The organism is Achromobacter sp. 18P8.1.1, from assembly GCF_057799415.1.
Map to the genome: position 1 here is coordinate 97,849 of NZ_JBYOKH010000001.1, position 13,793 is coordinate 111,641.

The 13,793-nt window shown below is 66.3% G+C and carries 11 protein-coding genes; 7 read left to right on the plus strand and 4 right to left on the minus strand.

The features are described 5' to 3' along the window. The first annotated feature begins 51 nt into the window (after nucleotides 1-51). The 7 genes from AC27VE_RS00450 (at nucleotide 52) to AC27VE_RS00480 (ending at nucleotide 9,230) form a co-directional block, all read left to right on the plus strand. Nucleotides 52-2,535, plus strand: coding sequence for a TonB-dependent siderophore receptor (locus AC27VE_RS00450; RefSeq protein WP_488702802.1), 2,484 nt, complete (start codon nucleotides 52-54; stop codon nucleotides 2,533-2,535). A gap of 3 nt (nucleotides 2,536-2,538) precedes the next feature. Next, complete coding sequence (locus tag AC27VE_RS00455) at nucleotides 2,539-2,820, plus strand: hypothetical protein (RefSeq protein ID WP_088587823.1); 282 nt, start codon at nucleotides 2,539-2,541, stop codon at nucleotides 2,818-2,820. After that, nucleotides 2,810-4,585, plus strand: a complete 1,776-nt coding sequence (locus AC27VE_RS00460) for a PepSY-associated TM helix domain-containing protein (protein WP_488702803.1) — start codon at nucleotides 2,810-2,812, stop codon at nucleotides 4,583-4,585. The genes AC27VE_RS00455 and AC27VE_RS00460 overlap by 11 nt, the downstream gene beginning before the upstream one ends. Nucleotides 4,586-4,673: 88 nt before the next feature. Further along, entirely contained in the window at nucleotides 4,674-5,189 is a 516-nt protein-coding gene (locus AC27VE_RS00465; RefSeq protein ID WP_488702804.1) for a sigma-70 family RNA polymerase sigma factor, read from the plus strand. Further along, on the plus strand, nucleotides 5,186-6,142 hold the full coding sequence (locus tag AC27VE_RS00470) for a FecR family protein (protein WP_488702805.1): 957 nt from the start codon (nucleotides 5,186-5,188) through the stop codon (nucleotides 6,140-6,142). The genes AC27VE_RS00465 and AC27VE_RS00470 overlap by 4 nt, the downstream gene beginning before the upstream one ends. Nucleotides 6,143-6,242: 100 nt before the next feature. Further along, a complete protein-coding gene (locus tag AC27VE_RS00475; RefSeq protein WP_488702806.1) occupies nucleotides 6,243-8,630 on the plus strand; it encodes a TonB-dependent siderophore receptor in 2,388 nt (795 codons plus the stop codon). Between the two features lie 162 nt (nucleotides 8,631-8,792). Beyond that, nucleotides 8,793-9,230: a universal stress protein gene (locus tag AC27VE_RS00480; RefSeq protein WP_088587818.1), complete on the plus strand. Its 438-nt coding sequence runs from the start codon at nucleotides 8,793-8,795 to the stop codon at nucleotides 9,228-9,230. A gap of 12 nt (nucleotides 9,231-9,242) precedes the next feature. Here the strand turns inward: AC27VE_RS00480 and AC27VE_RS00485 are convergent, their stop codons facing one another. The 4 genes from AC27VE_RS00485 to AC27VE_RS00500 form a co-directional block, all read right to left on the minus strand. Beyond that, entirely contained in the window at nucleotides 9,243-10,172 is a 930-nt protein-coding gene (locus AC27VE_RS00485) for a hydroxymethylglutaryl-CoA lyase (protein ID WP_488702807.1), read from the minus strand. 36 nt (nucleotides 10,173-10,208) lie between these two features. Further along, nucleotides 10,209-11,168: a Bug family tripartite tricarboxylate transporter substrate binding protein gene (locus AC27VE_RS00490; protein ID WP_088587816.1), complete on the minus strand. Its 960-nt coding sequence runs from the start codon at nucleotides 11,166-11,168 to the stop codon at nucleotides 10,209-10,211. A 71-nt stretch (nucleotides 11,169-11,239) separates the two neighbouring features. Continuing rightward, nucleotides 11,240-12,421 carry a CaiB/BaiF CoA transferase family protein gene (locus AC27VE_RS00495; protein ID WP_488702808.1) on the minus strand — a complete coding sequence of 394 codons (1,182 nt, stop codon included), beginning with the start codon at nucleotides 12,419-12,421 and terminating at the stop codon, nucleotides 11,240-11,242. 189 nt (nucleotides 12,422-12,610) lie between these two features. Beyond that, nucleotides 12,611-13,471 (minus strand): LysR family transcriptional regulator, encoded by an 861-nt coding sequence (locus AC27VE_RS00500; protein ID WP_488702809.1) that lies wholly within the window; start codon nucleotides 13,469-13,471, stop codon nucleotides 12,611-12,613. Nucleotides 13,472-13,793: the final 322 nt, after the last annotated feature.

Genomic DNA, 13,793 nt, shown 5'->3' on the forward strand with positions numbered 1-13,793 from the left:
TCCGTCATACCGGAAGAACACGTAATTCTATTTCCGGATCGGAACCCTGCCATGACCTCATTGCCCCTGCCCGCGCGACACCGCTCCCACGGCCGCCTGCTGTCCCGATTGACGTTGCTGGCCCCGCTGGGCCTGTCCATGCAGCCGGCGCTGGCGGCATCCGGCGCGCAGCCTGCGCCTACCCTGGCCCAAGCTGCCACGGCGCCGGCGGCAATCCACTACGACATCCCGCCCGGCCCCCTCAGCCAGGTCCTGACGCAGATCTCTTCCCGGGCAAAGATCTTCGTGGTGGCGGATTCCGCGCTGACGGGCGGCAAGCGCAGCTCCGGGCTGAGCGGCACGTACACCCCTCAGGAAGCCATGTCGCGCGTGTTGGGCGAACAGGGCCTGCGCGCGGCGCAACAAAGCAACGGCACGTGGCTGGTGCAGGCCGCGCCGGCCCCGGGTGTGACGACCCTGCAACCCGTCACCGTCAGCGGCCGCCAGGATACGGCGCGCGGGGCGGTCGACGGCATTGTGGCCACGCGCAGCCTGGCGGGCACCAAGACGGACACGTCGCTGCTGGAAACCCCGCAGGTCATCAACGTGATTACGCGCGACCAGATGAACCAGCAGGGCGCCAACAGCGTCGCCGAGGCCTTGCGGTACACGCCTGGCGTCATCGCCGAACCCAACGGGTTCGACGTGCGCTACGACTGGAACTACGTGCGCGGCTACTCCACCATGGGCACGCAGTGGCTGGACGGCCTGGCGCTGCCGGGCGACCCCAGCAGTTATGCCGTGCCGCGCATCAACGGCTACGCGCTGGAGCGCGTGGAAGTCATCAAGGGCCCCGCATCGGTCCTTTACGGCAAGAGCGTGCCGGGCGGACTGCTGAATCAGGTAGGCAAGCGGCCGCAGGAAGAAGCCATGCGCGAAGTGCAGGTGCAGGCCAGCGGGTTCGGCGGAACGCAGTTCGCCACCGACCTAACCGGGCCCGTCACCGAGGACGGGCAGTGGCTATACCGGGTCGTCGGCCTGCAACGCCAGTTGCATACCCAGGTGGACCTGGAACGCGATCGCCAGACCTTGGTCGCCCCCAGCCTCACGTGGCGGCCATCGGCGGCCACATCGCTGACGCTCAATGCGTTCTACCAGAAAGACAAGCCCCAGATGAGCGCGCGCTTCTACCCGGCCAAGGGCACGCTGCACGACAATCCGGCGGGCAACATCCCGCGCAGCATGTACCTGGGCGAGCCGTCATCCGACAGCTTCAACCGCACCTATCAATCCATCGGCTACGAGTTCGAACACAAGTTCAACGACACCACGACGGTCCGGCAGAACCTGCGTTTCGCGCAGGGCAAGCAGGACATGTTCCTGATCCGCGCGCATCCCTTCGTGGCCTATCAGCCGGATGGCCACACCTTGAACCGGGTCTCGGCGATCTCGGACGACAGCATCAAATCGCTGGCGGTCGACAGCCAGATCGAAACCCGGTTTGACACCGGTGCGTTGCGCCACACCTTGCTTGTGGGCTTGGACCTCCAGCGCGGCACGCTGTCGAACAACTTCGCCAACAGTTCCATCGGCGTCCCGCCGCTGGACATTCTTGACCCTATCTACGACCGGGTCATCCCCAAGCCCCCGGCTTACACCTCGTCGTCCTTCCAGAATGTGCGCCAGGTGGGCTTGTACGCCCAGGACCAGATCCGCTTCGGGCGGGCCATCGCCACGCTGGGCCTGCGTCACGACGATTCGCGGATATCGGCCAATAACCGCATCACGAACGCGACCACGATCACGTCCGACTCGAAGGTCACCGGCCGTGCCGGCCTGACCTATGTCTTCGACAACGGCATCGCGCCCTATGCCAGCTACTCCACCTCCTTCCTGCCCACTACCGGGCTGGACCGCCAGGGCAATACCTTCAAGCCGCAGACCGGACGCCAGTTCGAATTCGGCGCGAAGTACGAACCGGCAGGCGGTTGGGGGTTTGCGACCTTGTCGTTCTTCCGCAATGACATGAAGAACGCCCGCACGCCGGATCCGGTCGACTCGATCTTCTTCGTGCAATCGGGCAAGCAGCGCGTGCAAGGCATCGAATTCGAAGGCAAGGCGCAACTCTCCACCAACCTGGATTTCCTGCTGTCTTATTCCTACATGAACTCCGAGGTGCGCTCCAGCAGCAACCCGGCTGACGTCGGCCGCCACATGCTGTACGTGCCGGAGCATCAGGCAAGTGCGTGGATCAACTATCGGCTGCCCGCCGTGCCCGGCCTGCAAGTGGGCATCGGCGGCCGCTTCATGTCTTCCTATGACACGGCATCGGACTACAACCCCGATCTGACGATTCCGTCACTGTTCCTGGCCGACGCCAGCGTGGCCTATGACTTCGGCGCGGTCAGCAACACGCTCAAGGGCACCATGCTGCGCGTCTCGGTCTGGAACCTGGCCGACAAATCCTATGTGTCGCACTGCCTGAACGCGACCGGCGCAACCTGCAACTACGGCGCCCGCCGCAGCGTCATCGCCAACCTGACCTATCGTTGGTAACCCATGACGCCGATGATTCTGGTCGGCGCATCGGCGGCCACCGTCGCGGGCGCGGCACTGATGCACTTGAGCTCCCGCCATCAGCAGTGGCTTGCGCACCCCCTGGGGCGCGCAAGCGGCTGGCTGGGCGCGATGGTCCTGGGCCTGAGCACGTGCGTTTGGGCGAGCTTGATGCACGTAGCGGCGGGCCTGTGCACCGCCCTGATCCTTACCATGGCGACGTGGATCGCCCTGCCTTACGGCGCGATCTGGCTACGGCGAAACAAGGGCGGACATGGCGGCTAAACCTTGGACCGCGTGGGACTGGTGCTGGCGGATCCTGGCCGGTAGCACGGCTGGCCTGACGCTCGCGTTCTTCGTTCCGGCCTGCTTCGCGCTGGCCGGAGACGGCATCATGCACCTGAACAAATACCAGGTCGCGATGTGGATGGTGCCGCCGCTTTGGGTCGCGGTGGTTGGTATCGGTTTCTCGTTGCGCACAACCTCGCGCGCCGGTCTGATCAAAACGTACAAGCAGGTGCACACCTGGACCGGCTTGTTGAGCGGGCTGGCGCTGTTCGTGGCCTTTTATGCCGGCGCGATCACCATGTTCAAGGAACCGATTGCGCGCTGGTCGGCTCCCCAGGCCCGCTTGCAGACGACGTTGCCGCAGTTGCCCGCATTGATTGACCAGGTGATAGCCGCGCACCCGGCCGCCGCCGGCGCGTTCGTGGTGGAGTTGGCCGCGGACCCGAGCGGCGCCGCCGCTCTGCACTGGCAAGAACCGGGGGCTGCAGGCAAGCCGCCCGGCGCCGGCACGACGTTTTCGGCGCGCCAGGAAACCGACGGCACTCTGCAGGTGGACGCGGTCCGGCAAAGCCGCATCGGGCAATTCGTGGATGAGCTGCATCGCACCGCCGGCCTTCCGGCCGACCTGGAGTCCGGCGTCCTGGTGATGGCCGTCATCAGCGGCCTCTACGCGCTTGCCCTGGTGTCGGGTGTGGTCGTGCTGTGGCCCACCCTGATCAAGGATTTCTTCGCGCTGCGCTGGGGCGCCAATCTGAAGCGCCTGTGGCTGGATGCACACAACGTCATCGGCATCGTCAGCTTGCCCTTTCATGTGACGATGGCGTTGAGCGCCATGGTCTTCGGCTTGCATGACCCGATCTACGCCGTGCAAGACCGCCTGGTGTACGACGGGCAATTGGCCCGGATGTACGAGGAAAGCAGCCCCATGCGGGAAGCCCGCGCTGGGGAAGGCGCCCGCGCCATGCTGCCCGTCGCGGATCTTCTGGCTCGAGTTCGCGAGCAGGAACCCGGCGTCACGCCCCTGCGGCTGACCTATCGCCACTATGGACAGACAGGCGCCACGGTCTGGTTGCAAGGCCGCGACGACCGCCAGTTCATGCGCAAGCCCGAAGGCGGGTTCCTGTTGGTCAGCGCGGAAACCGGCCAGGTGCTGAACCGGGAATATGGGCCGGGGGGCCAGGGGTGGATGCGCTGGGTGACCGGATTCTTCGCCCTGCACTTCGGCAGCTATGGCGGCGAACCCGTGCGCTGGGGTTACTTCGTCTTGGGGCTGGCCGGCGCCTTTCTGTTCTACACGGGCAACCTGCTCTGGATAGAATCGCGGCGCAAACGCGCGCGAGGCGCATCGGGCAATGTCACGCAGCGCCGGGATGTCCGCGCCATGGGGGCGTTGACCGTGGGCGCCTGCATGGGCTGCATCGCGGGCGTTTCAGTGGCGATCGCCGCGGCGCGTTTCGTGGAGGGCCCGGCCTGGGCGCTCTATTACCTGACCTTTCTGGGGTTTACCGGCGCCGCATTTGCCCTGGGGCCGGCCCGTGCCGCCACGGCCCTGCCGCGGGCGGCCGCGGCGGCCACGCTGGCCATTCCAGCGGCGACTCTGCTGGCGTGGGCGCTGTCGGACTGGAACGCCCAGGTGGCGCTAAGCGCTCCAGGGGTAGATGCGGTGGCCCTGGCGGGCGCGGCCCTCCTGTGGCGGACGGCCGTCGCCGCCCGGCGGCGTGCCCGCAACGGCCCGCAAGACAGCATCTGGGCAAGCGGCTGAGCCCTGCGGGTCTTCCCCTGCTGTTTGCGGCGCGCCTTTTTCTATATACTGAATGATACTTATTCCTATTTTTTAAGATCTTCAGTTCATGGGAAAGCACTCCGCCCATTCCGCCCTGGCTTCCCTGTACGTGAACTATCGCCCCTGGCTGGTGGACCGCCTGCGCTTTCGTCTGCGCAATCAGGCGGACGCTGAAGATCTGGCCTCCGACACGTTTCTGCAAGCCGCCGTCAGCCGCGAACCCGTGGCGGCGATCGCAGAACCCAAGGCCTACCTGTCCACCATCGCCCGCCGGCTGCTGTTCCATTTCTGGCGCCGGCGCGAACTGGAACAAGCGTATCTGCAATGGCTGGCCTTGCACGCCGACGACATGGCGCCCTCGCCCGAAGCCGTGGCGCTGGACGTGGAAATGCTGATGCGGGTGGATGCCGTCCTGCACGGATTGCCTCCGGCGGTGCGCGCCGTCTTCCTCTATAGCCAGCTGGACGGCCTGGGCTATGAAGACATCGCGCGGCGCATGGGCTTGTCGGTGCGCACGGTGCAGCGGCACATGGCGCTGGCGCTTGAACGCTGCCTGCGCGTGCGCCGCGAGGGGCACGCATGAGCCCCGAGATCGATCGCCAGGCCGTGCAATGGATGCTGCGCCTGAATGCCGGCAACGCCGATGCCGCTGAACAACTGCGGTTCCAGCAATGGCGGCAGGCCGACCCCGCGCACGCCCTGGCCTGGACCACCCTGCAGGAAAGCGTGGCGGGCCCGCTGCAGGCGTTGCGCGCGCTGGGCGCGGCGCAGACGCAGGATTCCGCCGGCGCGACGCTGCGCGGCATGCTGGTCCGGGGCCCGTCACGGCGCCTTTTCCTGGGCAAGACCCTGGCCCTGGCGGGAGTGGCGGTGGGCACCGGCTGGCTGGGTGCGCAGCAATGGCGGCAGCGTGGCGACCAGGTCACCGGCACGGGCGAGCGACGTTCCGTCACGCTGGATGACGGCAGCCAATTGCAGTTGAACGCGGATAGCCGCATACGGCTGGAATTCACCGCTGCGGTGCGCCGCGTGCGGCTGCTGCGCGGCGCGTTGATCGCCGCCGTGGCGCCTGACGAATCGCGCCCGTTTGGCGTCAGCACCGATGACGGCACGGTGTGGGCGCTGGGCACCCGCTACATGGTGCAAAAGGAAAGCGACCACAGCGTGGCTGCCGTGCTGGAGCATACGGTACGGGTCCGGGCGCGCAATGGCGCAACGGAACAACTGGCCGAAGGACAGGCGGCCGTCTATGACGCCTCGGGCGTCCGGCGGCTGAGCGGCTCCCCTGCCCACGCGCTGGCGGCCTGGGAAGCAGGCCGGATCGAGGTGCTGGACGCGTCGCTTGCAGAAGTTGCCTCGGCGTTGCGCCCCTACATGCGCGCAACGCTGCATGTGTCGGAAGCGGCGGGCCGGCTGCGGGTGCAGGGGGTCTTTTCGCTGGACCGGCCCGATGAGGCCTGGGCCGCGCTGGCAGCGACGTTGCCGTTGCGCATCAACCATTACGGCGGCCTGCTGACCTGGGTGGACCGGGCCTGACCCTGCACCCGCGCTTTTTACAATTTTGTTGTCCGGTTTTCCGGCGCCGATACACCTCTGGGTAGGAATTCGAGAAATCAGCAACCCGGAGTTGTACGTCATGCATCCTTTGTATCGGGCCAGCCTTGCGGTGGCCGTCGCCGTGGTCTCCCCTGCCGCGCTTGCGCAGCCGGCCCCCACTTCCCAGCACTACGACATTCCCGCCGGGCCGCTGGCGGTCGCCTTGAACCGTATCGCGGCGCAGAACAACCGCGTGCTGTCGGTCGACCCCGCGATGGTCCGCAATATCGACGCGCCCGCGCTTAGCGGCACCTACTCGTTCACCGACGCGCTGGGCCGCATCACCGCCGGGTCCGGCCTGGAAGTGGTGACGCTGCCCGGCGGCGCGTTGACCGTGCGCCGCGTCCCGCAGTCAGCCGTGACGACGCTTGCGCCGATCAACGTGACCGCCAACGCGGAAACGGCCTGGAGCCCGGTCACGGGATACGTGGCCAAGCGCAGCGCCACCGGCACGAAGACCGACACGGCCATCCTCGAAACACCGCAATCGATCTCGGTCGTCACCGCCGACCGCATCAGCGCCATTGGCGCCACCACGCTCAAGGATGCGCTGGGCTACACACCAGGCGTGGCCACCACCACCTACGGCGCCGATTCCCGTTACGACTGGATCGCGATCCGCGGCTTCGACGCCTATTCCCCCGGCTTCTACCTGGACGGCATGCCGCTGCGCAATAACGGCAACTGGGGCATATGGCAGACAGAAAACTACGGCGCGGAACGGATCGAGATCCTGCGAGGGCCGTCATCGGTGCTGTACGGGCAGACAGGCCCTGGCGGCCTCGTCAATGTGGTCAGCAAGCGACCGACCGAAGAGCCCCTGCACGAATTGCAGGCCCAGTTGGGCGACCATTCCCGACGGCAATTAGCCGGCGACTTTTCGGGGCCGCTCGACGAAGACGGAAAGTGGCTGTACCGCATCACGGCGATGGGGCTGGATTCCGAGATGCCGGCCCACGGCATCTCCAACGACCGCCTGTACATCGCCCCGTCGTTGACGTGGCGCCCGTCCGCCGACACCTCGCTGACGCTGCTGTCGCAATACGGCCGCAAAGAGGGCGGCACCTATACGCGCGTTCGTCCGGCCGTGGGTTCTCTCGTGCCCACGCCCATTGGCACCCGCATCCCCACCGACCTGTTCGTGGGCGAACCCGATTACGACAATTTCGACCAGACGCAATGGATGGTCGGCTACCTGTTTGAACACCGCGTCAATGATGCGGTGACGCTGCGCCAGAACGCGCGCTATGGCAAGTTGCGGGTGGATTACGCCGCGGTGCAGTCCCTGGGCTACCTGCCCGTTAATGAAGATCCGTCCGATCCGGCCAACTATCAGACCTTGCGGCGCAGCGTCTCCGGCAGCAAAGAGAACATTTCCAGCTTCACCATCGACAACCAGGCGCAGACCGATCTGCGCTTCGGCAACTGGCAGCATCGGATACTGTTGGGGGTGGACTACCAGCGCACCACTATCGACCAAGTCAGCTTCAACGGCGGCTATGTCCCTCCGCTGTCGATTTACGATCCCGTCTATGGCCGGGGCGGCATCGAACGGCCGACGCCGTGGATGGACGCCGACATCAGCGTGGCGCAGACCGGCGTGTATCTGCAAGACCAGATCAAATGGAACGACCGGTGGGTCCTGACCCTGGGCGGCCGGTACGACGACGTATCGGGCAAGATGCGCAACCGCCAAGACGGATCCACCACGCGCTTTCCGGATAACCACTTCACCAGCCGCGCCGGCCTGGTGTATGTGGATCCGACGGGCTGGGCGCCGTACCTGAGCTATTCGGAATCGTTCTCCCCCACCGCAACCATCGATCCCGTCAGCGGCACCCCGTTCAAGCCCGAAACCGGCAAGCAATACGAAGCCGGCGTGCGCTACCAACCGGTCGGACGCACGGACAGCTACAGCGCCGCGGTCTTCGAGCTGCGCCGCAAGAACTACATCACCTACGACGACCAATCGATGCCCAGCCAGAAGGGCGAAGTGCTGGTGCGCGGCCTGGAGCTTGAAGCCACCTTCCAACCCCTGCCCCGCTTGAATGTCGTGGCCGCCTATACCTGGACGCCCAAGGCCGACGTGGTCGAAAGCAGCAATCCCGCAGAGGTCGGCAAGCAGGCCACCGCCGTACCCAAGCATCGCGCATCGCTGTGGCTGGACTACCGGTTCGAATCCGCCATCAAGGTCGGCGTGGGTGCACGCTACACCGGCACGAACTTCGGCGACGGCGAAGCCGCGCCGGCCAAGGTGCCGTCGTTCCTGCTGTTCGACGCGATGATCGGCTACCAGATCAAGAACTGGACCCTGGCGCTGAACGCCCGCAATCTGACCAACAAGACCTACATCGCCAACTGCGGCTATGGCAACTGCTACTACGGCGACCAGCGCACCGTCGTGGGCACCGCCACTTACCGCTGGTGAAGACCGGCCGGCTGCGCTTCGTAGCCGGCGCTTGATCCGCGTCAGGCGCGGGCGGACGCGCGCCTACCGGGCCGGGTAGCGCAGGCGTAGTATGGGACTTGTTGTCCTCGCCCCGCGTGGCGGCCATGACCCGCGCCGCCCTCCCCACCCTCGGAGGTTGCCATGTACAAGCACATTCTTATCCCCATCGACGGATCCAGCCTGGCCAATACCGGCCTGGAACAAGGGCTGGGCCTGGCCCGCGCATTGGGCGCCAGCGTTACCGTGGTGACGGCATACGGCTCCTTCCATATGCCATCGATGGAAACCGTGCAGCTGGAGGGCGTGCGCAAGACCTACGAACACCAGGCCAAGGAACTGGCTGGCTCGTACCTGGCAGAAGCCGCCGCCCGGGCCCAGGCCTTGGGCGTGCCTTGCACGACTGAAATGCGGGAAAGCGACACGCCCTACCAGGTCATCATCGACATCGCCTTGACGCAAGGCTGCGACCTGATCGCCATGACCTCGCACGGACGCAGCGGCATGGCCGCCCTGTTGTTGGGCAGCCAGACGCAAAAGGTCCTGGCGCACTCGACCGTGCCGGTACTGGTGTACCGCTAGGCCTGCGGGCCGTTACGCCACGGCCGCCGCGCCGTGGAACGTCTTGGGGATGCCTGCAGCGGCCACGCCGCTGCGCAGGGTCTCTTGCGGCAAGGCTTCGGCCAGCAACGCGCGCGCGGCCAGCAACCGGCCCAGGTCCACCCCCGTCCGGTAGCCCATGCTTTCCAGCATGAACACCAAGTCCTCGGTGACGATGTTGCCCGATGCGCCCGGCGCAAAGGGGCATCCGCCCAGGCCGCCCAGGCAGGAATCGAAGCTGCGGATGCCTTCGTTCAAGCCAGCCAGCGCATTGGCCAGGCCCAACCCCATGGTGTCGTGCAGATGCAGCTTGGTCAGTTGGCTGCCCACCGCATCCTGCGTGGCGCGCACCACGTCGCGCACCTGAGCCGGATGCGCATAGCCCACGGTGTCGGCCAGCGCGATTTCATCGACACCGGTTCGCGCCACGGCCGCAGCCACCAACGCCACGCGCCGCACCGGCACGTCCCCTTCCATCGAACACCCGAACGCCGTGGCGACTGCCGCGTCGATGCGCATGGGGCGCGGCTGCGACCGCACCCAGTCGACGATCGACGCCATCATCTCCACCTGCGCGTCGGTGCCCTTGCCCACGTTGGCATGGCTGTGCGTGTCACTGACCGAGATCGGGAACGACAGCACGTGCGCGCCCGCCTCGTAGGCGGCGATGGCGCCCTTCAGATTGCAGGCCAGCGCGCAGACGGTCAGGCCGTCTATCTTCAGCACGTGAGGCAGGAGGACGCCCGTGTCCGCCATCTGCGGCACCAACCGCGGCGAGACGAAACTGCCCACCTCGATTTCCCGCAAGCCCGCCTCTGCCATCTGGCGGATCCAGCGCAGCTTGTCGGCCGCCGGCATCATGCCCTTGGCCATTTGCAGCTCGTCGCGTGGCCCCACCTCACAAAGCCTGACTTCCTGGTTCATGTGCTCTCCTGTCGTGTACCCAAGCCTCTGCGCAGCCTATTGCTGCACCACGATGCCGGCGCTCTTGATCGTCTGCTGCGCCTTGCCGATATCCGACTGGATCAGGGCGGCGAACTGCGCGCTGGACACCGGGTCCGTTTCCAGCCCCTGGGACGCCAATGCCTCCTGCACGTCCTTGCGCGACAGCAGCTTGTTGAAATCGGCATTCAAGCGCGCCACGATGTCGGCGGGCGTCTTGGCCGGCGCCAGCACGCCGTAGTAGGTCACCACGCTGAAATCCTTGTAGCCCAGCTCGGCCACGGTCGGCACATCCGGCAATGCGGGGTTGCGCTTGGGCGACGTCACCGCCAGCGCGCGCACCTTGCCCGCCTTGATCAGCGAGGCCGCCGACGAGATCGACGACCCGGCAAACTGCAGATGCCCGCCCATCAGGTCGGCCAGCGCGGGTGCCGATCCCTTGTACGGCACGTGCTGCATCTTGAAGCCGGCCTCGTGCTGCAGCATTTCCATGGCGATGTGCACCCCGCCGCCCGTGCCCGACGTGCCATAGGAGATCTTGTTGGGCTCTTTCTTGGCGGCGTCGATCACTTCCGGCAAGGTCTTGTAGGGCGAGTTCTCGGCTACCAGCAGCACCATGGGCGTCGTGGCCACCAAGGCCACGGGCGCCAGATCCCTGATGGGGTCGTAGGCCACCTTCATCAGCAACGGAATCAGCGTGACGTTGTCGGATTGGCCGATCACCAGGTCATACCCTTGCGCCGGTGCGCGCGCCGCTTCAGCCAGACCTAGCGCGGTGCCGGCGCCGGGCTTGTTCTCGGGCACCACGGCCCAGCCGTTCAGCTCATGCAGCTTGTTGCTCATCAGGCGGCCGATGTAGTCGGTGCCGCCGCCCGGCGTGGACGGGATGATGATGCGGATGGGCTTGTTGGGATAGTCCTGCGCGTTGGCCGTGCAGGCGACGGCCAACGCGGCCAGCGCAATCAGTTTTCGAATCATGGGGTCTCCTCTTTGATGGATGTCTTGGCGGTCTGGCGCCGCGTCGACAGGGCACAAGCGCTATGGCCTGGTCATGCAATGACTCCCGCCGCGCGCAGCGCATCGATACGCGCCGCATCCAGCCCCAGGCTCTGCAAGATGGCGTGGGTCTGGCCGCCTTGTACGGGCGGATCGCAACGCTTGCCGGCCTTGCGCCCGTCGAATTCGATGGGCAGCGCAGCCGTGGATATTTCACTGCCGTCGGGCAGCAGGGTCTTGAGCAATGCGCCCCCCGCATTCAGGTGCGCGTCGTCCAGCAAGTCATGCGGCTGGCGGATCGGTCCGTAAGACAGATTGGCGGCCTCCAGGGCCTCGCACAATGCATCGGTCTTCCAGGTTTTCAGGATCTCGGCCACGCCGGGCACCAACCATGACCGGGCGGCTTCGCGGTCGACGGCCGTGGCCAGCCGCGGGTCGGCGGCCCACTCCGGCGGCAGGAATTTCTGAGCGAAATTGCGCCACTGCGCATCCCCCACCACGGCGACGAACACGCGGCCGTCCGCCGTCTCGAAGACGTCGTACACGCCCCACGGCGGCTTGCGCTCCGCGCCCATGGGTTTGGGCGCCGTGCCGGTCAGCTGATATTGCGCGATGAACTGCGCCACCAGCAGCAGGTTGTTCTCGAACAGGCCCGACCGCACATGGCGGCCGCGGCCCGTAGCATGGCGGTCGTGCAGCGCAGCCAGCGCGCCCACCACCCCGAAGGTGCCACCCAGAATGTCGTTGACGGACGCCGCCACCCGCTGCGGCGTATCCGCGCCGCCGTTGATATAGGCCAGCCCGCCCATCATCTGCACGACTTCATCCAGCGCCGTACGATGCTTGTACGGGCCCGACAGAAAACCCTTCAACGACACATAGATCAGCCCCGGGTTTTCGGCCGACAGGGACTCGTAGTCCAGCCCGTACTGCGCCAGGCTGCCATCGCGGAAGTTCTCCACCACCATGTCGGTCTGCAGGGCCAGCTTGCGCACCACGTCCTGCCCTTCAGGCGATTTCAGATCGATCGCCAGGCTCTGCTTGTTGCGGTTGAACACCGGGAAATAACCGCTGCCCGACCCTTTCAGGCGGCGCGTGCGGTCGCCGTCGATGGGTTCCACCTTGATCACGTCGGCGCCCAGGTCTGCCAACGACAGGCCGGCGGCCGGCCCCATGATCATGTGGGACAGTTCCAGCACCTTGATTCCCCGCAGGGGTAACTCAGAACTATCCATGAAGGGTGAAGCCGGTGCTGCGCTCATCAACGTTTCCTCTGCCTGCCGGGTGGTCGGATGCGTGCCGGCCAGGTCAGAAGACCGTCATGCCGCCCCGCGAATGCGTCCATCATCGCGGGCCTGCCCGTCTTCCGGGTAGCGGTCTTTCAGCACGGGGGCATTCTCGTTTGGGAACGTCCGGGTTTGCCCCTAACGCTCGCCTGCCGGCAGCACGCCCAAATGGGCCAGCAAGGCCCGGGCGGCGGGCGACAGGGCATCCGGATCCCGCACTGCAATACAGATCGGCGTGCTGGACCACGGGCCAGTCAACGGCACGAAGCGGATGTCCAGGTGCGACAAGCGCGCCTTCAGGTACTGCGGCACCACGGCCACGCCCATGCCGCGCGCGACCAACATGCAGATGGTCTCGTGCGAACTCACCCGCGCGCTGATGCGCCGCATCACGCCCGCGTCTTTCGCGGCCTGTTCAAATACGCTGCTGATGCCGTTGTCGCGGTTCAGCTCGATCTGCTCAAAGGGCAGCAATTGCGCGTAATCCAGCATCTCGCGGTCGGCCAGCAGGTGCTGGCCCGGCACCACCGCCGCCAGCTCGCAATGGCCGCAGGCGAACACCTGCAAGCCGTCATGGCCGAAATCCGACCCGGCGGCCACATCGGCGTGGCCGTCCAGCACGGCGCGGAACGCCGCTTGGGTCGTGTCTTCTTCCAGCGAGATATCGATTTGCGGATAGGCCCGGCGAAACGACTGGATCTGGGCGGGCAGCTCGCCCGACAGGGCCGCCACGCTGACGGCCAGCCGAATATGGCCGCGCACGCCGGTCGCAAACCCCGCCATCTCGCGATGCATGCGGTCCATGTCCTGCAGCAGGCGGCGCGCATGGGTGGCCAGCGCGTTGCCCGCCGGCGTGGGTTGCACCCCTTTGACGCCGCGCTCCAGGAGGGGCACGCCAAAGGCTTCTTCCATCTCGGACATGCGCTTGCTGACGGCGGACGGCACGATGTTTTCGCGCGCGGCGGCGCGGGCCAGGCTGCCTTCTTCCAAGGCGGACAAGAACAATCGAAGCGATACGGGGTCGATATCACGGGGGGCTGACGGGACAGGCAGGACAGGCTTCATGGCAGGAAGTGTCCCGCGTTGCCCGCCCGAGGAGGGATCGGGGTTTTCCCGCACGCAGGACCTGGGTATGATCCGCAGTCCGGCCGCTCAGCGGCCTTCGTTTTGCGGATCACGCGCCCCCATGCAATGCCCACGCTGTAACTGGCAGAACCCGGCCTCCAATACCCTGTGCTTCAGTTGCCAAGCGCCGTTGCCGGTCAAAGCGGCAGCGCCTGCGTCCGCCCCCGCCAAGCGGGCAGCCCCGGCGCAGAATGCG